Genomic DNA, 19,804 nt, shown 5'->3' on the forward strand with positions numbered 1-19,804 from the left:
CGACTCGATGAGCACGTACCGGGACTTCACGCTCACCCACCGGGGGTCGGCGCGAGGCACCGTCCTGCGGACCATCGGGACCCGTGAGCGCCGGTCGCACCTGACCGCCCCGCGCGTCCCGACCGTCGGCATCGACATCGGCGGCACCAAGGTGATGGCCGGCGTCGTCGACGCCGACGGGGTCATCCTGGAGAAGATCCGCACCGAGACCCCCGACAAGTCCAAGAGCCCCAAGGTCGTCGAGGACACCATCGTCGAGCTGGTGCTGGACCTGTCCGACCGGCACGACGTCCACGCCGTGGGCATCGGCGCGGCCGGCTGGGTCGACGCCGACCGCTCCAGGGTGCTCTTCGCACCCCACCTGGCCTGGCGCGACGAGCCCCTGCGCGACGCGCTCCAGTCCCGCCTCGCGGTCCCGGTCATGGTGGACAACGACGCCAACACCGCCGCCTGGGCGGAATGGCGCTTCGGCGCCGGGCGCGGCGAGGACCACCTCGTCATGATCACGCTCGGCACCGGCATCGGCGGCGCGATCCTCGAAGGCGGCCAGGTCAAGCGCGGCCGCTTCGGGGTCGCCGGCGAGTTCGGCCACATGCAGGTCGTCCCCGGCGGCCACCGCTGCCCGTGCGGCAACCGCGGCTGCTGGGAGCAGTACAGCTCCGGCAACGCCCTGGTCCGCGAGGCCCGCGAGCTGGCGGCAGCCGACTCCCCGGTCGCGCACGACATCATCGCCCGGGTCGGCGGCAACGTCTCGGAGATCACCGGGCCGCTCATCACCGAGCTGGCCCGCGAGGGCGACGCCATGTGCATCGAGCTCCTGGAGGACATCGGCCAGTGGCTCGGCGTCGGCATCGCCAACCTCGCCGCCGCCCTCGACCCCTCCTGCTTCGTCATCGGCGGCGGCGTCAGCGCCGCCGACGACCTGCTGATCGGCCCGGCCCGGGACGCCTTCCGGCGCCACCTCACCGGCCGCGGCTACCGTCCCGAGGCCCGTATCGCCAAGGCCGAGCTCGGCCCCGAGGCCGGCATGGTCGGGGCCGCCGACCTGGCCCGGCTCGTCGCCCGCCGCTTCCGCCGCGCCACGCGCCGGCGCGTCGAGCGGTACGAGCGCTACGCGCAGTGGGGCCTGTTCGACTCCCCGGCCACCGCGGAGCGCAAGGCCGCGGACCTCAAGACAGCGGAGCTCAAGGCAGCCGGGCTCAAGGCCGCCGAGGCCGAGGCCGCGGACACGAAGCCCGCGGACCTGGGGGACGGGGACACGCAGTGACACCGCCTTCCGTGCCCCGCCAGGCGCCCGCCCCCGACGAGGGCGGCACGCCGCACCCGGCGGAGGACCGCAAGCACGTCGTCCGGCGCCGCTGGATCACCGCGATCACCATCCTGCTGCTGGTCGGCGTGCCCGCGGGCTACCTCGCCGTATCCGCCCAGCAGAGCCGCGAGAGTGGCCGCGACAAGGCCGCCAAGGTCGGTGCGACCAAGGTGCGCCCCGGCTGGCCCTCCAAGGTGCAGCGCAGCATCTACGAGGTGCCGATCCCTCCGAAGGCCTGGCGGGTCGGGTTCCTGGAGACCAACAACTGGCGCACCAGCCGCCTGTACGTGCAGTTCGCCGTCACCCCCGCCGACCTGGACGCCTTCCTGGCCGACGTCGGCACCAGCCGCTCCGAGCTGACCCGCGAGGTCTCCGTCGGGGCGCATGACGCCGCGATCGCGGGCTGGAGCTGGGGCCCGAACAACGCCTGGTACGGCACCACCCTGGAGCTGCCGAACCCGCGCCCCACCCGGGACGTCACGGTCGACCTCACGGACCCGGCCAAGCCGAGGGTCTACGTGGTCTCCACTGCGACCCCGTAGCGTCGCTAGCCTGGGATCATGAAGCTCACCAAGCGGCTGCACTCCTGTGTCCAACTGGAGAAGGACGGGCGCGTGCTCGTCATCGACCCGGGCGTCTTCAGCGAGCCCGACGCGGGGCTCGGGGCGGATGCCCTGCTCGTCACCCACGAGCACCCCGACCACTTCGACGAGGGCCGGCTGCGCGCCGCCCTCGACGCCAACCCGGCGGCCGCGCTCTGGACGCTGCGCAGCGTCGCGGAGCGACTGGCCCCCGCCTATCCGGGCCGGGTGCACACGGTCGGCCACGGGGACGCCTTCAGCGCCGCCGGCTTCGAGGTCCAGGTCCACGGCGAGCTGCACGCCGTGATCCACCCGGACATCCCGCGGGTCACCAATGTCGGCTACCTCGTGGAGGGTTCGCTCTTCCACCCCGGTGACGCGCTGACCGTCCCCGAGGTGCCCGTGGACACCCTGATGCTCCCGGTGCACGCACCCTGGAACAAGATCGCCGAGGTGATCGACTACCTGCGCGAGGTCAAGCCGCGCCGGGCCATCGACATCCACGACGCGTACCTCTCGGACATCGCCCGGCCGATCTACGACAACGTCCTCGCGGCCCTGGGCGGCACCGACCACGGGCGGCTCGCCGCCGGGGACGCCGCGCAACTGTGACTGTCGGTGCCGGGCGGTAGGTTGGACGGCATGCGTATCGCCACGTTCAACGTCAACTCGATCACCGCCCGGCTGCCCCGTCTGCTGGCCTGGCTGGAGAGCTCCGCCGCCGATGTGGTGTGCATCCAGGAGACCAAGTGCTCCGAGGAGCAGTTCCCGCGCGAGCAGCTGCGCGAGCTGGGCTACGAGTCGGCCGTCAACGCCACCGGCAGGTGGAACGGGGTGGCCCTGATCTCCAAGGTCGGCCTGGAGGACGTGGTCAAGGGCCTGCCCGGCGGGCCCGGCTACGAGGGTGTCGAGGAGCCCCGGGCGATCTCCGCCACCTGCGGCGGGGTGCGCCTGTGGTCGGTGTACGTGCCGAACGGGCGCGAGGTCGAGCACGACCACTACGGGTACAAGCTGGACTGGTTCCGCGCGCTGACCACCGCCGTCGCCGAAGACGCGGCCGGCCCGCGTCCGTTCGCGGTGCTCGGTGACTACAACGTGGCCCCGACCGACGAGGACGTGTACGACCCGGCGGTCTTCGCGGGCCTGACCCACGTGACCCCCGCCGAGCGCGCCGCCCTGGAGGCACTGCGTGCCGCGGGGCTCTCCGATGTGCTGCCGCGCCCGCTCAAGTACGACCGGCCGTACACGTACTGGGACTACCGCCAGCTCGCCTTCCCCAAGAACCGGGGCATGCGCATCGACCTGGTCTACGGGAACGAGCCCTTCACCAAGGCCGTGACCGACGCCTACGTCGACCGCGAGGAGCGCAAGGGCAAGGGCGCGTCGGACCACGCGCCGGTGGTCGTGGACCTGACGCCGGACGCGTAGGGGGCGTCCGGCGGATCCCGCGCGCCCTGTGGCCAGCGCGGGATCCTGGTGCCAGGCTGGGCGGTATGAACATCCCCTTCCTGGACAACTGGCTGAACCGGCACGAAACGGAACGGGGTGCGGGGCTCGCCGCCGCCCTCGCGGACGACCCCGAGGGCGTCAACGAGTTGTTCTCGGAATGCGAGATGCTGCGCGTCCAGGCGCGCGCGGCCGGGCTGGAACTCGACGAGAGCCCGGCCTCGTTGGAGGCGCTCGACCAGCTGATGCCCCGCTGGCGCCGGGACCCCGAGGTCGTGCCCTGGCTCGGCAACGACGCGGGCTTCTACCTCGGCACGGTGATCATCCGGACCAAGCTGGGCGCCGCCTGGCAGGTCTGGCCCAACGGCCAGCCGGTGATCCGCCTGGCCTCGGGCCGCGAGCTGAACGTGGTGGAGTCGGGGGTGTCCTGGGCGATGACCGGCTCACCGGAACTCTCCCAGGCGTACGCCGAAGCCTCCGAAGGCTGACCCGATTGAGCTTTATGTCGCCTTTAGGCGTGTCGAGCGGAAGTGCCCTTCCGCCGCTGGATAGTTTGCGCTGACCTCGACACTCCGACAGGTGGGCAGGGCAGCGCATGGCCGTCGATCCGTTGATCGAGCTGCGGGACGTCAACAAGCACTACGGGGCGTTGCACGTCCTCCAGGACATCAACCTCACCGTCGGCCGCGGGGAGGTGGTGGTGGTCATCGGCCCGTCCGGTTCCGGGAAGTCGACCCTGTGCCGGACCATCAACCGCCTGGAGACCATCGAGTCGGGCACGATCCTGCTCGACGGCAAGCCGCTGCCCGACGAGGGAAAGGAGCTGGCCGCCCTCCGTGCCGACGTGGGCATGGTCTTCCAGTCCTTCAACCTCTTCGCGCACAAGACCGTCCTCGCCAACGTCTCGCTCGCGCAGGTCAAGGTCAGGAAGCGAAAGAGGGACGAGGCCGACAAGCGCTCCCGCGAGCTGCTCGGCCGCGTGGGCCTCGCCGACCAGGCCCCGAAGTACCCGGCGCAGCTCTCCGGCGGCCAGCAGCAGCGCGTCGCGATCGCCCGGGCCCTCGCCATGAACCCAAAGGCCCTCCTCTTCGACGAGCCCACCTCGGCCCTCGACCCGGAGATGATCAACGAGGTGCTGGAGGTCATGCGCCAGCTCGCCGCCGACGGCATGACCATGGTCGTGGTCACGCACGAGATGGGCTTCGCCCGGTCCGCCGCCAACCGCGTCGTGTTCATGGCCGACGGCAGGATCGTCGAGGACCGCACACCGGAGGAGTTCTTCACCGCCCCGGAGAGCGAGCGGGCCAGGGACTTCCTCTCCAAGATCCTCAAGCACTGAGGGGCGGGCCGATGAAACGCACCCACGGCGCGCGCCCGCGCGCCCGCCTCCTTCTCCTGCCGCTCCTGCTCGCCGCCGCCCTGCTGGCCCTGCTCGCCGGCTGCGGCAAGGAGGGCAGCCCTCCGGTCAAGGGCCCGCAGCCCGAGGACCTGCCGGTGTACAAGGTCGCGACCGGCTTCGAACTGCCGCAGTCCCGTACCTGGGAGCGCGCCAAGCGGCGCGGCCACCTCGTGGTCGGCGTCAAGGAGGACCAGCCGTACCTGGGCGAGAAGGACCCCGCGAGCGGCCGCTACTCCGGTTTCGACGTCGAGATCGCCAAGATGATGGCGGCCTCGCTCGGCTTCGACCCCAAGACGACCGAGTTCAAGACGATCGCCTCCGCCAACCGCGAGACGGCCCTCCAGAACGGCCAGATCGACTACTACGTCGGCACCTACACGATCAACGACAACCGCAAGAAGCAGGTCGGGTTCGCCGGCCCGTACTTCATGGCGGGCCAGTCCCTGCTCGTGCGCAAGAACGAGAAGGAGATCAAGGGGCCCGGCGACCTCGCCGGCAAGAAGGTCTGCTCCGCCGCCGGATCCACCCCCTACCAGCGGCTCCAGCGGGACTACCCGCAGGCGGTCCTGGTCGCGTACGACACCTACTCGGTCTGCGTGGACAACCTCCTGACCTACCAGGTCGACGCCGTCTCCACCGACGACTCCATCCTCCTCGGCTACGCGGCCAAGGTCCCCGAAGAGCTCAAGGTCGTCGGCACGCCCTTCTCCAAGGAGCCCTACGGCATCGGCGTACCGCGCAGCGACGACGCCCTGCGCTTCGCCCTCGACGACGTCCTTCAGGAGCAGGAGAAGAACGGGAACTGGAAGAAGGCGTACGAGGCCACGCTCGGCCTGTCCGGCGTACCCGCCCCGAAGCCGCCCGCCATCGACCGCTACCCGGCGAGCTGAGGGGAGAGCCCACCACCATGGACGTACTCACGCAGAACTTCTCGCTCTACTGGAAGGGTTTCCTCGGGACCGTCGAACTCACGGTCTACGCCTCGATCCTCGCCCTGGCCCTCGGCTTCGTCATGGCCTCCTTCCGCGTGGCGCCCGTCGGCTCCTTCCGGGTCTTCGGCACGGTCTGGGTCACCGTGCTCCGCAACACCCCGCTCACCCTGCTCTTCTTCGCCGTGCTGCTGGGCCTGCCACGGTTCGGGCTGGTCCTGCCCTTCCAGGTGTTCGCGGTCCTCGCGCTGGGCTGCTACACCTCGGCCTTCATCTGCGAGGTACTGCGCTCGGGCATCAACACCGTGCCCAAGGGCCAGGGCGAGGCCTCCCGGAGCCTCGGCATGAGCTTCACCCAGAGCCTGGGCTCGGTGGTGCTGCCGCAGGCCTTCCGCAGCGTCATCCCGCCCATCGGCTCCACGCTGATCGCCCTCGCCAAGAACTCGGCGATCGCCGGCGCCTTCAGCGTCACCGAGCTGCTGGGCACGTACAAGACCCTCAGCGAGCTGGGCTACAACATCGTCTGGACCTTCGTCTGGATCGCCGTCGGCTACCTGATCATCACCTTGTCCATCAGCGCGCTCTTCAACGTGCTGGAGAAGCGCTGGGGGATCACCCGATGACCGCGCACGCGCTCCACGGGGACATGGAGTCCACCGCCCTCTACGACCTGCCCGGCCCGCGGACCCGGCGCCGGCACTTCCTCTACGGTCTCGCCTCCACGGTGGTGATCCTCGGACTGCTCGCCTGGATCCTCTACCTCCTCTTCGACACCGACCAGTTCACCGCCGCCAAGTGGAGCCCCTTCACGTACAAGGGCATCCAGGAACTGCTGCTCAAGGGGCTGGGGAACACCCTCAAGGCCTTCCTGTACGCCTCGGTGTTCTCGTTCGTCCTCGGCGCGGTGCTCGCGGCCGGGCGGCTCTCCGTGCACCGGCCGGTGCACTGGGCGGCCACCTTGTGCGTGGAGTTCTTCCGGGCCATGCCGGTGCTGGTGATGATCTTCTTCATCTTCGTCGCGCTGAAGGTCCAGCCGCTGCCGGCGCTGGTGGCGGGGCTGACCCTGTACAACGGCTCGGTGCTCGCCGAGGTCTTCCGCACGGGCATCAACTCCGTCGACCGCGGCCAGCGCGAGGCGGCGTACGCGCTCGGCATGCGCAAGACCCAGGTGATGACGTTCGTGCTCGCCCCGCAGGCGCTCCGGGCGATGCTGCCCGCCATCATCAGCCAGCTGGTGGTGGCCCTGAAGGACACCTCGCTCGGCTACCTGATCACGTACGAGGAGTTCCTGCACGCGGGCAAGCTGATCGCCTCGAACCTCGACTACGACCTGCCGTTCATCCCCGTCGTGATGATCATCTCCCCGATCTACATCGGGATGTGCATGCTGCTCTCCTGGTTCGCCGGCTGGGTGGCGCGGTTCGAGCGGCGCAGTCTGAAGACCGAGGCCGTCGAGGTCGTCGAGGCCGATCCCGGAACGGTGCTGCCGGGCACTCCACGGTAGCTCCGAAGAGCCGCCCCGCCCGGCAGCAGCCGCAGATCACTGCTCGCGCAGCGGCACCGAGACGTACGAGGGATCGGTGCGCGGTGAGGAGAAGGTCAGCTGTGCGCCGGTGGGGTTGTGCTCGATGTAGAGGGGGTCGACGGTGTCGATCACGAGGGCGAGCCGGTGGCCCTCGGGCACGTCGTAGGCGGTGGAGAACAGCTCCAGGTCCACGCCGAAGGACCGGCCCCGGGGCTTGCCGTGGAAGGTGTACGGGGCGTTGCTCACCAGCTTGCCGATGCCGAGCGGGCCGACGTCGTAGAGGTACGCGACGAACGTGCCGTCCGAGGCGGTGGGGGTGACGGTGGTGTGCAGCTTCACCGTGCCGCGGATGCGGCGCTCCGCGTCGTGGCGCGGGGACTGCCAGACGGCGGCGAAGGCGCGGGGGAGGAGCGGGACGGAGGCGGTCGGGGGCGCCTTGACGAACTGGTCCAGGATGCTGGAGAGGAAGATGACGCCGCCGTCGGCGCCCGAGTCGACGCCCGCGAAGAGGTGCTCGCTGTCGGAGAGGGGGAGCGTCTCGGTGCCCGCGGAGCCGACCGCCTTCCAGTTGGCGTAGCCCTCGTAGCCGTCGTTGCTGCGGGACTTGATCTGCACCGGGGCCTCGGTGTCCACGCCGTTGCGCTCGCCCTTGAGGTAGCGGTCGAACCAGCGGTGGGCGTTGGTCCAGGTGTCGTTGGGCAGCCCGAGCAGGCCGGTGCCCTCGGCGGTGGCGTGGTCGCCGGGCCGGAACTCCAGGCGCTTGGGGCCGGTCAGCTTCTCGAAGAAGGCCGCGTACTGGTTGGGCGGGAAGATGGTGTCGCCCCAGGCGTTGCCCAGCATGATCGCGGCGCCGTTGGCGTTGATCCCGTCGATCTGCTCCGCGGCCGAGCGCTTCTTGCCCCACTCGATCATCTGCGGCTCCCGGTCCAGCCGGGAGCCCAGGAAGTCGCCGAGGATCTGCTGGAGTTCGGGGCCCGGGCGGCCGGTGAGGTAGCCGGCGCCGCCGAGCATCGCGGCGGCCTGGAGGTGCTGGGTGCGGCCGGAGTAGATCGACTCGATGATGTCGGCCCAGCCGCTGAGCGCGACGACGGCTTTGATCCGGGGGTCGTGCGCCGAGGCCAGCAGGCTGATGCCCGCGCCGTACGAGACCCCGCCCAGGCCGATGTGGCCGGCGTCGGCGGGGGTGTTGGCCAGCGCCCAGTCGATGACGGCGGAGACGTCGGCGGTGTCGGGCGGGCCGGCCACCTCGATCTGGCCGCCGGAGAGCCAGAAGCCGCGGGAGGTGTAGCTGACGACGACGTAGCCGTCGTCGGCGAGCTTCTCGGCCTGCGCGACGTATTCGATCTGCGGCATGCCCCAGCTGGTGGGCAGCACGATGAGCGGGTACTTGCGGCCGGTCTGCGCGTCGGCCGGGGCGAAGACGTTGCCCTTGAGGGTGATGCCTCCGGAGCCGGGGATGTCGTGGAAGCGGAGGCCGGACGAGGCCGACGGAGCCGGCGCCGCGGCGGGGGCGGGTGCCGCCTGGGCCTGGTGGGGGGCCAGGCCCAGGGCGGTTGCCGCCAGTACGGCCGCCACGGCGGCGGCGGTTCTGGTGGTGCGGGCGGTGCGGACCATCGATCGCTCCTCGCGTGCGCCGGTGTCAAAGTGACCCGACGGTAGTGCGAGGGGCTTACCGGAGGTAACCCGCCGGTAAGTTACGCGGTGGTAACGATTGAACGAGTGTCAAGTGCGCGGATCAGCCGTTCTGGGGCGTGGCGCCCGCGCCGCCCGCCAGGGCGCTCTTGGCCTTCCACTCGTCCCAGGACAGGTTCCACTCGCCGTAGCCGTTGCCGATGTCGGCCTTGCCCTTGGAGCCGTCGCCGGTGACCTCGACCAGGTCGCCCACCTGGGCCTCGGCGAACAGCGCCTTCGCGTCGGAGTCGCTCATGCCCACGCAGCCGGAACTGGAGTTGGCGCGGCCGAAGTTGCCCGTGTTCCACGGCGCGGCGTGGATGTACATGCCCGACCAGGTCACCCGCATCGAGTAGTCGACCATCTTGTCGTAGGAGTCGCCCAGGCCCACCGTCTGGGAGTCCATCCGGATGGTGCCCTCCTTGGTCATCAGCACCATCTTCCCGGACCAGGAGGCCTTCTGGCCGCCGGGCGTGCCCGCCGAGACCGGGATCGTCTTCACGGTCTCGCCGTCCTCGGTCACCGTCATCTTGCGCGTGTCGAGGTTCACCTGGAGCCGGCGGTCCTTGCCGATCTTGAACTCGGTGTTGTAGTCCTTGACGAACATCCCGCCACCCTGGCCCGAGTCCACCCCGTTGAGGTTCATCTCGACCTTCACGTCGGTGCCGGACTTCCAGTACTCCTTCGGCCGCCAGTCCACCCGGTCGTTGCCGGTGTAGTCCTTGAACCAGCCCCAGGAGCCCTCGGTGTTGTTCGAGGTGGTGACCTTCAGGTGCTTCTCGACCTCGGCCTTGTTCTTCACCGGGTTGTCGAAGACGATCGAGACCGGCTGGGCGATGCCCACCACCGGGTTGGCCTTGCCCGGGTTGATCGTGACCTTGTTCACCTTGTCCGCGGCGACCGTCTTGAACTGGGCGTTCGCGCTCTGGCTGTCGGTGTTCTGCGCCTCGATCCTGTAGTCCGTGCCCGGCGAGGCGTTGCGCTCGGAGGTCCACGTCTTGCCGTCGTCGGCTATCTTCCCGGGCAGTTCGCCGCCCTTGCCGTCGGACACCTTGACCTGGGCCAGCTTCCCCTCGGCGAGGGTCACCTTCACCGGCTCGCCGGGCTTGGCCTGATCGCCCGTGAGGTTCACGGATATCGCCATGTCCGGCTTCTTCTTCGCGTCCGCAGTGCCGGAAGCGCCCGCGCTCCCGCTTCCGCCCGAGCCGCCGCAGGCGGTCAGCGCGGCGGCCATGAGTGCGGTCCCGGCCAGCATGGCGTGGCGACTGCGTGCGGTACGGCGTGTGCGGCTCAACGAAAACCCCTCCAAGTAATGATCGTTCGCAAATGGAGATGCGGACGGCACGACTTTAGGTTGCGCAATCCGCCGAAAAGATCGGACTTTCGGTTGTGACGTGGACCGCAGCGAAACGGTCATCGTCCGGTCACAATCGCCGCGCACGTCGGTCACGGACCCCTGTGAGAGTCCTGTGTGTCCCGCATCCCCGGACGTACAGGAAGGCCGATTCACCGTGTGCGCACTGCTCGTGACCCCTGCCCAGCGACACCAGTCCCCGGAGCGGGAGCTGAGTGTGCGTCCGATGTCCGTACCGGAATACCAGGGTTTCCTTTCGCGGAACCGGAACGCGAGCTTTCTCCAGTACCCGTCCTGGGCCGAGGTAAAGGACCTTTGGCGCTCGGAAAGGGTCGGATGGCACTACCCCGACGGGCAAATAGCCGGTGCCGGGCTGGTCCTCTACCGCCAATTCCCCGGGACCCGCAAATACTTCGCGTACCTCCCCGAAGGCCCGGTCGCCGACTGGTCCGACCCGCAGATCGACCGGTGGCTGGACCCCCTCAAGCGGCATCTGCGCGCGGCCGGCGCCTTCGCCGTCCGCATGGGGCCCACGCCCGCCTACCGGCGCTGGGACGCCGCCGCCGTCAAGTCCGCCACCGGAGCGGGCCGGCAGATCTCCGACGTGCTCGCCACCGAGGTCGACCCGGTCGGCGCCGCCCTCGCCGACCGGCTGCGCACCCGCGGCTGGAAGCGCTGCGGCGGTGAGGACGACGGCGACGCCCAGCCCCGCCACGTCTTCCGCGTACCGCTCGCCGGCCGCTCCCGCGACGAGCTGTGGTCCGGCCTCAACCAGGAATGGCGGCGCAACGTCCGCAAGGCCGAGAAGGCAGGCGTACAGACCGTCCTCGGCACCGCCGCCGACCTGCCCGAGTTCTACCGGCTGCTGCGCATCACCGAGGAGCGCGACGGCTTCCGGCTCGGCCGCTCGCTCGCCTACTACGAGCAGCAGTACGAGGTCCTCAACGCCGAGGCGCCCGGCCGGATGCGCCTCTACCTGGGCGTTCACCAGGGCGAGATCCTCGCCGCACACACCATGATCGTGGCCGGGAACCGGGTCTGGTACCAGACCGGCGCCTCCGCCGACCACCGCCGCGAGGTCCGCCCCAGCAACGCGCTCCAGTGGCGGATGATGTGCGACGCCCACGACCTCGGAGCCGACGAATACGACATGCGCGGGGTACCCTCCACCCTTGACCCCGACGAACGTTCTTTCGGGCTGCTGCGCTGGAAGCTCGGCACCGGCGGGCAGGTCGTCGAAACGCTCGGCGAGTGGGAGACCCCCATGGACGGATACGCCAACACGGCGCTCCACAAGGCATTCCAGGCCTACCTGGCCCGCCGGTGACCACCACCGACACCAGACCGGCCACCGGCCCCTCCGCCGAAGGCGCCGCCGACGCGGCACCGGGCAAGAGCTCGGTGCTGCGCAGCGGCGCCCTCATGGCGGCCGGCTCGATCGTCTCCCGCGCCACCGGATTCGTCCGCTCCGCCGTCGTCGTCGCCGCGCTCGGCACCGGGCTGCTCGGCGACAGCTACGCCGTCTCCAACACCGTCCCGAACATCCTGTACATGCTGCTCATCGGCGGCGCGCTCAACGCGGTCTTCGTCCCCGAGCTGGTCCGCGCCGCGAAGGAGCACCAGGACGGCGGGGCCGCCTACACCGACCGGCTGCTCACCGCCTGCACCGCGGCGCTCGTCGCGCTGACGGCCGTCGCCGTGCTGGCCGCGCCGCTGATCGTCTCCGCGTACACCCCGTACACCGGCGGCCAGGCGAGCACCACTGTGGCGCTGGCCCGGTACTGCCTGCCGCAGATCCTCTTCTACGGGCTGTTCACCCTGCTCGGCCAGGTGCTGAACGCCCGCGGCCGGTTCGGCGCGATGATGTGGACCCCCGTCCTCAACAACATCGTGATCATCGGCGTCTTCGGGCTCTTCCTGTACCTCTCCCACGGCGCGCCGGACGGCCTGACGGCCGGCGAGACCCGCCTCCTGGGCCTCGGCACCACCGCCGGCATCGTCATCCAGGCCCTCGCGCTGGTCCCGTCGCTGCGCGCCGCCCGCTTCCGCTGGCGCCCCCGCTTCGACTGGCGCGGCCAGGGCCTGGCCCGCCCGCTGCGCAACGCGGGCTGGCTGGTCATGCTCGTCTTCACCAACCAGATCGGCTACTGGGTCGTCACCCGGCTCTCCACCGCCACCGGGCACCGGGCCGTGGAAGCCGGGCTCGCGGGCGGCGCCGGGTACACCGCCTACAGCAACGCCTACCAGCTGTGGATCGTCCCGCAGGGCATCATCACCGTCTCCCTCGTGACCGCCCTGATGCCCCGGATGAGCCTGGCCGCCGCCGACGGCGACCTCGGCGCGCTCCGCCGGGACGTGTCGTACGCGCTGCGCTCCAGCGCCGCCCTCGTCGTGCCCGCCGCCGCGCTCTTCGCCGCGCTCGCCCCCTGGGTGATGGGCAGCGTCTTCGGGTACGGGCGCACCGGCGCCGCCGACACCGCGGTCATGGCGGGCATGCTCATGGCCTTCGCGCCCGGCCTGATCGCCTTCTCCGGCCAGTACGTCCTCTCGCGCGCCTTCTACGCCCTCTCCGACACCCGGACCCCCTTCTTCCTGAACCTGGTCATCGCCGCCCTGAACGCCGGGCTGTCGGCCGCCGCCTACTTGCTGCTGCCCCCGCGCTGGGCGGTCACCGGCATGGCCGGCGCCTACTCCGTCGCCCTGTTCGCGGGCCTCGCGGTGACCGCGTACACCCTCGCGCGGCGGCTCGGCCCGCGCACGGGGACCCGTACGCAGCGCCGCGCCACCGCGGTCCGCACCCACCTGCGGCTGCTGGCCGCCTGCCTGCCCGGGGCCGCCGCCGCCTACGCGGCCGCCCGGGCCGCCGGCGGCCTCGGCGACTTCGCCGCCGTCGGCGCGGGAACCGCGGCGCTCGCGCTCGTCGTCGTCCTGCTCGCCAAGCCGCTCGGCCTCACCGAAATCACCGACCTGCTGGACTCCCTGCGGCGCAAGACCGGCCGTTAGCGGGAGATGAAGCCCCGAACCACTTGGACAATGACCCGATGCCACGCGTACTGCTGATCGAGGACGACCCGTCCATCCGCGAAGGAGTGGCTCTCGGCCTGCGCCGACGCGGCCACGAGGTGAGCGCCGCCGAAACCGGCGAGGCGGGCCTCGCGCTGATGGGGACCTTCCTCCCGGAGCTGGTCCTGCTCGACCTCATGCTGCCCGGGATGAACGGCGTGCAGGTCTGCCGCCGCATCCGCGAGACCAGCCAGCTCCCGATCATCATGCTGACCGCCCGCGGCGACGACTTCGACATAGTCGTCGGCCTCGAAGCCGGCGCCGACGACTACATCGTCAAACCCGCCCGCACCGAGGTCATCGAGGCCCGCATCAAGGCCGTGCTGCGCCGCCTCGGCGCCCCGGCGGGCAGCCGCCCCGAGGTCGAGTTCCACGGCGAGCTCGCCATCGACCGGGCCGGACTGACCGTCGCCAAGAACGGCGAGCGCGTCCCCCTCGCCCCCAGCGAGATCAAACTCCTGCTGCACCTGTCCGCCTCGCCCGAGCAGGTCTTCTCCCGCCAGCAGCTCCTGGAGTACGTCTGGGACCACAGCTACCACGCCGACGCGCGGCTCGTGGACGCCTGCGTACGCCGTCTGCGCACCAAGGTCGAGGACCCCGACGCCAGCCCCCGCTACATCCAGACCGTGCGCGGCTTCGGCTACCGCTTCGGCCCGCTGTGAGGCGCATCGCGCCGCTCGGGCTGCGCACCCGGCTGATCGCGGCCTTCCTGCTGGTCGCCGCGATCAGCGCGGTGACCACGGCCACGCTGACCTACCAGCAGGCCCGCACGGCCGTCCTCAAGCAGAGCCAGGACACCGCGGTCAGCACCCTGCGCGACCAGGTCGAGAACCTCCCCCTCGATCTGCCGCTGGACCAGGCGCAGCTCCAGCGCATCGTCACCGACCTGGGGAAGAGGGGCAAGCCGAACCCCTGGAACGTCTTCGGCGAGTACGGCACCCTGCGGGCCTCCAGCACCAGTGCGCCCACCTCCACCGTGGTCACCGAGGAGCTCCGACGCCAGCTGACGGCCCATCCGCACGCCGCCTTCCAACGGGTGACGGACCCCTCGGGGACCCCGTACCTCGCCGTCGGCATGTCGGCCGTCTGGCTCCACAACGACGTCCGGGAACCCACCGGCCTGGTCCTCTTCGCGACGATGCGCCTGGCCCCCGAGGGGAAGACGGTCGAGGCCATGGTCGAAGCCGCCAAGCGCGGCGCCGTCCCCGGCCTCGCCATCGCCGTCATCCCCGCCCTGCTCGCCGCGCGCAGCGTGCTGCGCCCCGTACGCGACATGCGCCTGGCCGCCCAGCGGCTCGGCAGCGGCCGCCTCGACACGCGGATCGAGGTCCGCGGCTCCGACGAGCTCGCCGGACTCGCCCGCACCTTCAACGAGACGGCCGTCGCCCTCGAACAGTCGGTGGACGAACTGCGGGAGGCCGAGGTCCGGGCCCGCCGCTTCGCCTCCGACGTCTCCCACGAACTGCGTACCCCGCTGGCCGGGATGCTCGCCGTCACCGAGGTCCTGGACGAGGAGGCCGAACGCCTCGACCCCGACACGGCCTCCGCCCTGCGGCTGGTCAGCGCCGAGACCGGCAAGCTCGCCGTCCTCGTCGAGGACCTCATGGAGATCTCCCGCTTCGACGCCCGCGCGGCCGAACTCAACCTCGACGACGTGGACGTGGCCGAGGCCGTGCGCAAGACCATCGAGCGCCGCCACTGGGACGACGAGCGGGTGGTCATGGACCTGCCGTGGCAGGTCCGCGCCCGGCTCGACCCGCGCCGCTTCGACGTGGTCCTCGCCAACCTCGTCGGCAACGCCCTCAAGCACGGAGGCGCCCCGGTCCGCGTCGGCGTGCGCACGGGGGAGCGGCCCGACGGCACGCGGCTGCTGATCGAAGTCGCCGACAGCGGGCCCGGCATCGCCCCCGAGGTGCTGCCGCACATCTTCGACCGGTTCTTCAAGGCCGACGCCGCCCGTACCCGCTCCGCGGGCAGCGGCCTCGGCCTCGCCATCACCCTGGAGAACGTCCGGCTGCACGGCGGCACCCTGCACGCCGCGAACGGCCCCGCCAGGGGAGCGGTGTTCACGCTCGACATGCCCCTGGAGGCCGACGCGTGACCCGGCGGATCCGGACGGCCGCGGCCGCCGTGGCGGCCCTGCTGCCGGGCGCACTGCTGCTCAACGGCTGCGGGATCAAGCCCACCGGGGTCATCGAGAGCGGAGCCGCCGCGAAGGTGATCGTGCCCGGGCCCGGGACCAAGGGGACGGTGTACCTCGTGGCGTCCGACGGGCGGCTCTTCCCCATACCCGACAGGGAGCAGCCCTCCGTGTCGGAGACTTCGCTCCTCATACGGCTGCTCGTCGGCCCCACCGAAGCGCAGAGGGCCGCGGGCCTGGAGACCCGGCTGCCCGTGCTGGACATCAAGAAACAGGGCGCCAGCGCCGGGACGACCATGATCTCGGCCGACACCATCGGGGTCGGCGTGCCGTTCAAGGTCTCCACCCTCTCCGAGACGGCCCGCCGGCAGCTGGTGTGCACGGTGGCCTCCGTCAACCCGGAGTACCAGGTGGTCCTGCTCGGCCCGGACGCCGACATCGGCCCCGCCCGCTGCGACCTCGGCAGCTGACCTCCCCTTGCGGCGGAGCCGGTGCGCCCGCCACCGTGGCCCCATGGACCCCGCCGCGTACGTGCCCGACGTGTTCGACCCCCGGATCTACGGCGCCGGGATCCCGTACGCGAGCTACCGGCTGCTGCGCGAGCATCACCCGGTGGCCTGGCAGGAGGAGCCGGAGATCGCCGGCTGGCCCGCCGGCCCCGGATTTTGGGCGGTCACCCGGCACGCCGACGTGGTCCGGGTGCTGCGCGACCACGCCACGTACTCCTCCTGGCTCGGCGCCACCCAGATCCGCGATCCCGACCCGGCCGACCTGCCGTTCCTGCGGCGCACCATGCTCAACCAGGACCCGCGGCGCGGTGCGGGCGACCACGGGCGGCTGCGCCGGCTGGTCTCCCGCGCCTTCACCCCCGCCCGCGTCGACGCCTTCGCCGGCCGGGTCCGCGAGCGCGCCCGTACGCTGCTGGCCGCCGCCCGGGACGGCGCCGAGGACGGCGCCGCCGACCTGGTCCGCACGGTCACCGACGAGTACGCCCTGCTCAACCTGACCGACCTGCTGGGCGTTCCGGCCGCAGACCGGGGCCTGCTGCTGGAGTGGACCGTACGGGTCATCGGCTACCAGGATCCCGAGGACGCGCCCGCGCCCCGGCTCGGCCCCGACGGCAAGCCCCTCGACCCGCGCTCCCCGGCCCTGCTCGGCGAGATGTTCTCGTACGCCCGGGAACTGGCCGCCCACAAGCGCGCGCACCCCGGCGACGACGTGATGACCGCGCTCGCCGAGGCCGGGCTGGACCCGGCCGAGCTGGAGATGTTCTTCTTCCTGCTCACCGTCGCGGGCAACGACACCGTACGCAGCGCAGCCCCCGGCGGCCTGCTGGCCCTGGCCGGCGACCCGGACGCGTACCGGCAGCTCGGCGACGGCCGGGTCCCGGTGCACACCGCGGTGGACGAACTGCTGCGCGTCCACCCGCCGGTGCTCAGCTTCCGCCGCACCGCCGCCGTCGACACCGAGCTCGCCGGGCAGCCGATCCGCGCCGGGGACAAGGTGGTGGTCTTCCACGCCTCCGCCAACCACGACGAGCGCGTCTTCACCGACCCCGGGCGCCTCGACCTCGGCCGGACGCCCAACCCGCACGTCTCCTTCGGCGACGGACCGCACGTCTGCCTCGGCGCCCACTTCGCCCGGCTCCAGCTGGGCGTGCTCTACGAGGAGTGGCGCGCGGCCATGCCGGCCCCCGAACTCGCGGGCGAGCCGCGGCGGCTGGTGTCGAACTTCATCAACGGGATCACGCGACTGCCGCTGCGGGTGTCAGGGCGGCCCGGGTGACGTCGGCCGCCAGTTCGGTCACATCGGGACCGTAGGCCTGTGAGTTGACCACCTTCAGGATCAGGCAGAAGGCGTCCGCGCCGTACTTCCGGGCCAGCTGCTTGTGGTTGCGGGCCAGATAGCGGGCCGCGGCCTGGTTGCTGACCGCGGTCTGCCCGGACAGAAGGAAGACCGGCCGGCCGCCCTCCCCGCCCGCGAGCCGGGCCAGCAGTACGAACTCCACCCGGTCCCTGACCCAGCGGTAGGCCTCGCCGCCCACCTGGATCGCGCCCCGGTCCTCGTGCTCCTGGCTGTCCATGTTGACCCGCACCCCCGGCAGCATGGAGGCCAGGTGCGCGACCGTACGGGTGTTGGAGGCGGGGCCGCCGACGCAGAACTCGGCCCGCTCGCCGAATCCCTGACGCGCCTCGTCGTGCGTGACGATCTGGACGTTCGCTCCGCAGTCCTTGATCAGGGCGGAGATCTCCAGCAGCGCGAAGGCGTCGTTGCGGTGCACCGACGATTCCTTGCCGCCCATCTGCCGGTTGACCACGAACAGACAGTCCGAGCCGGTCGGCAGCCCGAAGAACACCTGCTTGCGGCGCAGGTTACGGCGCCACAGATAGGTCCGGGCGAACCAGCCGAACCCGCCGCTGAGGGCGGTGGCTATCAGCCCGAGCACGATGTTGCGCACGTCATCGTTCATGCGGCGGATGGTAGCCGTCCCCGCGCGCTCCTGACGTGGGGGGTGCGGTGAAGTTACAGTGCGGGACCTGGCTCTGACCGGCCGTCGACTGGGAGGTTCGGGATGCGTCGTCCCGCCGTTCGTCCGTTAGCGCTCGTCGCCCTCGCCGGGGCGCTCGTCTCCACCGGGGCCGCCGCCCCGCCCACCGCCGCCGCACCGCCCAAGGTGCCCGTCGCCGCCGGGTACGGCGGTGCCGTCGCGAGCGTCGACGCCGACGCCTCGGCCGCCGGCATCGCGGTCCTGCGCTCCGGCGGCAACGCCGTGGACGCCGCCGTCGCGACGGCCGCCGCGCTCGGGGTGACCGAGCCGTACTCGGCCGGCATCGGCGGAGGCGGCTACTTCGTCTACTACGACGCCGGGTCCCGCCGGGTGCAGACCATCGACGGCCGCGAGACCGCGCCCGCGACGGCGACGGCGGGCCTGTTCCAGGAGAACGGCGTCCCCATCCCCTTCGAGCAGGGCCAGACCAGCGGCCGCAGCGTCGGCGTCCCCGGCACCCCGGCCACCTGGAAGAGCGCCCTGGACGCCTGGGGCACCCGGTCGCTCGGACAACTCCTGAAGCCCGCCGAGAAACTGGCGCGCGACGGGTTCACCGTCGATACGACGTTCCGGGCCCAGACCGAGCTCAACCGGGACCGCTTCAAGGACTTCCCCGACACCGCGAAGCTGTTCCTGCCGGGCGGGGACCTCCCGGTGGTCGGCTCCGCCTTCAAGAACCCCGACCTGGCGGCCACGTACGCCGAGTTGGGCCGCAAGGGCACCGGCGCGCTCTACCGGGGCCCGATCGGCGAGGACATCGTCCGGGCCGTCCGCAAACCCCCCGTGGACCCGGCCGCCACCCGGATCGTCCGCTCCGGCGACCTGACCACCGGCGACCTGCGCGCGTACGGGACCAAGCGGCAGGCCCCGACGCAGGTGGGCTACCGGGGCCTCGACGTGTACAGCATGGCGCCGTCCTCCTCGGGCGGCACCACCGTCGGCGAGGCGCTCAACATCCTTGAGCGCACCGACCTGTCGAAGCTGTCCGAGACCCAGTACCTGCACCGGTTCATCGAGGCCTCGCGGATCTCCTTCGCCGACCGAGGCCGCTGGGTCGGCGACCCGGCCGCCGAGAACGTGCCGACGCGGGAACTGCTCTCGCAGCGCTTCGCCGACTCGCGCGGCTGCCTGATCGCCCCGGACCGTACGCTGACCAGCCCGCTGGCCCCCGGCGATCCGCGCCACCCGGCGGCCTGCGGCGGCTCCGGCCCGGCCGCCCCGACCACGTACGAGGGGGAGAACACCACGCACCTGACGGTCGCCGACCGCTGGGGCAACGTCGTCTCGTACACCCTGACCATCGAGTCCACCGGCGGCAGCGCGATCACCGTCCCGGGCCGCGGGTTCCTCCTCAACAACGAGCTGACCGACTTCTCCTTCGCTCCGGCGGCCCCCGGGGTCCCGGACCCGAACCTGCCCGGCCCCGGCAAGCGGCCGCGCTCGTCCATGTCCCCGACCATCGTGCTGGAGCACGGGCGGCCGGTGCTCGCGGTGGGTTCCCCGGGCGGCGCCACCATCATCACCACCGTCCTGCAGACCCTGATCGGGCACCTGGACCGGGGCCTGCCACTGGTCGACGCCATCGCGGCGCCGCGGGCCAGCCAGCGCAACCAGACCACCACCGAGCTGGAGCCGGGGCTGTGGAACAGCCCGCTGCGTGCTGAGCTGGAGGCGCTGGGCCAGGGCTTCCGGCAGAACCCGGAGATCGGCGCGGCGACCGGGGTCCAGCGGCTCCCGGACGGGCGCTGGCTGGCCGCGGCCGAGACGACCCGGCGGGGCGGGGGCTCGGCGATGGTGGTCCACCCGTACGGGAAACCGTAGGGACCGCGCGCCGGTGAG

Annotated in this window: 19 protein-coding genes; 16 read left to right on the top strand and 3 right to left on the bottom strand. The window is 71.5% G+C overall.

The window, feature by feature from the left end:
• Positions 1–7 precede the first annotated feature (7 nt).
• From ACIQU4_RS09735 to ACIQU4_RS09775, 9 genes are all read left to right on the top strand, one after another.
• On the top strand, positions 8–1,267 hold the full coding sequence (locus tag ACIQU4_RS09735) for an ROK family glucokinase (RefSeq protein WP_403727797.1): 1,260 nt from the start codon (positions 8–10) through the stop codon (positions 1,265–1,267).
• Positions 1,268–1,278: 11 nt separating this feature from the next.
• The gene (locus tag ACIQU4_RS09740) at positions 1,279–1,851 is read left to right on the top strand and encodes a hypothetical protein (RefSeq protein WP_403727799.1); all 573 of its coding nucleotides are present in this window, start codon (positions 1,279–1,281) and stop codon (positions 1,849–1,851) included.
• An 18-nt stretch (positions 1,852–1,869) separates the two neighbouring features.
• Positions 1,870–2,502: an MBL fold metallo-hydrolase gene (locus ACIQU4_RS09745; RefSeq protein WP_403727800.1), complete on the top strand. Its 633-nt coding sequence runs from the start codon at positions 1,870–1,872 to the stop codon at positions 2,500–2,502.
• 30 nt (positions 2,503–2,532) lie between these two features.
• Positions 2,533–3,318: an exodeoxyribonuclease III gene (locus ACIQU4_RS09750; RefSeq protein WP_403727802.1), complete on the top strand. Its 786-nt coding sequence runs from the start codon at positions 2,533–2,535 to the stop codon at positions 3,316–3,318.
• A 65-nt stretch (positions 3,319–3,383) separates the two neighbouring features.
• Entirely contained in the window at positions 3,384–3,824 is a 441-nt protein-coding gene (locus ACIQU4_RS09755; RefSeq protein ID WP_030155256.1) for a DUF6278 family protein, read from the top strand.
• A 107-nt stretch (positions 3,825–3,931) separates the two neighbouring features.
• Complete coding sequence (locus tag ACIQU4_RS09760) at positions 3,932–4,675, top strand: amino acid ABC transporter ATP-binding protein (RefSeq protein WP_134070034.1); 744 nt, start codon at positions 3,932–3,934, stop codon at positions 4,673–4,675.
• A gap of 11 nt (positions 4,676–4,686) precedes the next feature.
• On the top strand, positions 4,687–5,625 hold the full coding sequence (locus tag ACIQU4_RS09765; protein ID WP_403727804.1) for a glutamate ABC transporter substrate-binding protein: 939 nt from the start codon (positions 4,687–4,689) through the stop codon (positions 5,623–5,625).
• A 17-nt stretch (positions 5,626–5,642) separates the two neighbouring features.
• On the top strand, positions 5,643–6,287 hold the full coding sequence (locus ACIQU4_RS09770; protein ID WP_403727806.1) for an amino acid ABC transporter permease: 645 nt from the start codon (positions 5,643–5,645) through the stop codon (positions 6,285–6,287).
• Positions 6,284–7,168: an amino acid ABC transporter permease gene (locus ACIQU4_RS09775; protein WP_403727808.1), complete on the top strand. Its 885-nt coding sequence runs from the start codon at positions 6,284–6,286 to the stop codon at positions 7,166–7,168. The genes ACIQU4_RS09770 and ACIQU4_RS09775 overlap by 4 nt, the downstream gene beginning before the upstream one ends.
• A 36-nt stretch (positions 7,169–7,204) precedes the next feature.
• On the opposite strand, the gene ACIQU4_RS09780 is transcribed toward ACIQU4_RS09775, so the two are convergent.
• Together ACIQU4_RS09780 and ACIQU4_RS09785 are read right to left on the bottom strand one after the other, a co-directional pair.
• The gene (locus ACIQU4_RS09780) at positions 7,205–8,803 is read right to left on the bottom strand and encodes a CocE/NonD family hydrolase (protein ID WP_403727810.1); all 1,599 of its coding nucleotides are present in this window, start codon (positions 8,801–8,803) and stop codon (positions 7,205–7,207) included.
• 121 nt (positions 8,804–8,924) lie between these two features.
• Complete coding sequence (locus ACIQU4_RS09785) at positions 8,925–10,154, bottom strand: Ig-like domain-containing protein (RefSeq protein WP_403727812.1); 1,230 nt, start codon at positions 10,152–10,154, stop codon at positions 8,925–8,927.
• 286 nt (positions 10,155–10,440) lie between these two features.
• Here ACIQU4_RS09785 and ACIQU4_RS09790 point away from each other — a divergent pair, with 286 nt between their 5' ends.
• From ACIQU4_RS09790 to ACIQU4_RS09815, 6 genes are read left to right on the top strand one after another with little or no spacing between them, the layout of a single operon-like run.
• Positions 10,441–11,541 (top strand): lipid II:glycine glycyltransferase FemX, encoded by a 1,101-nt coding sequence (locus ACIQU4_RS09790; protein WP_403727814.1) that lies wholly within the window; start codon positions 10,441–10,443, stop codon positions 11,539–11,541.
• A complete protein-coding gene (murJ, locus tag ACIQU4_RS09795) occupies positions 11,538–13,217 on the top strand; it encodes a murein biosynthesis integral membrane protein MurJ (RefSeq protein ID WP_403727816.1) in 1,680 nt (559 codons plus the stop codon). The genes ACIQU4_RS09790 and murJ overlap by 4 nt, the downstream gene beginning before the upstream one ends.
• Positions 13,218–13,255: 38 nt before the next feature.
• Positions 13,256–13,939, top strand: a complete 684-nt coding sequence (locus ACIQU4_RS09800) for a response regulator (RefSeq protein WP_403727818.1) — start codon at positions 13,256–13,258, stop codon at positions 13,937–13,939.
• Entirely contained in the window at positions 13,936–15,378 is a 1,443-nt protein-coding gene (locus tag ACIQU4_RS09805; RefSeq protein ID WP_403727820.1) for an ATP-binding protein, read from the top strand. Before ACIQU4_RS09800 ends, ACIQU4_RS09805 begins: the two co-directional genes overlap by 4 nt.
• Positions 15,375–15,887, top strand: coding sequence for a hypothetical protein (locus ACIQU4_RS09810; RefSeq protein WP_403727822.1), 513 nt, complete (start codon positions 15,375–15,377; stop codon positions 15,885–15,887). The genes ACIQU4_RS09805 and ACIQU4_RS09810 overlap by 4 nt, the downstream gene beginning before the upstream one ends.
• Positions 15,888–15,930: 43 nt before the next feature.
• The gene (locus tag ACIQU4_RS09815) at positions 15,931–17,202 is read left to right on the top strand and encodes a cytochrome P450 (protein WP_403727824.1); all 1,272 of its coding nucleotides are present in this window, start codon (positions 15,931–15,933) and stop codon (positions 17,200–17,202) included.
• Here the strand turns inward: ACIQU4_RS09815 and ACIQU4_RS09820 are convergent.
• Positions 17,162–17,887 carry a hypothetical protein gene (locus ACIQU4_RS09820; protein WP_403727826.1) on the bottom strand — a complete coding sequence of 242 codons (726 nt, stop codon included), beginning with the start codon at positions 17,885–17,887 and terminating at the stop codon, positions 17,162–17,164. The genes ACIQU4_RS09815 and ACIQU4_RS09820 overlap by 41 nt on opposite strands.
• Positions 17,888–17,989: 102 nt before the next feature.
• Here ACIQU4_RS09820 and ggt point away from each other — a divergent pair, with 102 nt between their 5' ends.
• On the top strand, positions 17,990–19,786 hold the full coding sequence (gene ggt, locus ACIQU4_RS09825) for a gamma-glutamyltransferase (RefSeq protein WP_403727828.1): 1,797 nt from the start codon (positions 17,990–17,992) through the stop codon (positions 19,784–19,786).
• Positions 19,787–19,804 lie beyond the last annotated feature (18 nt).

Origin of the sequence: Streptomyces sp. NPDC090741, from assembly GCF_044769045.1 — a bacterium.
Lineage (GTDB): Bacteria > Actinomycetota > Actinomycetes > Streptomycetales > Streptomycetaceae > Streptomyces.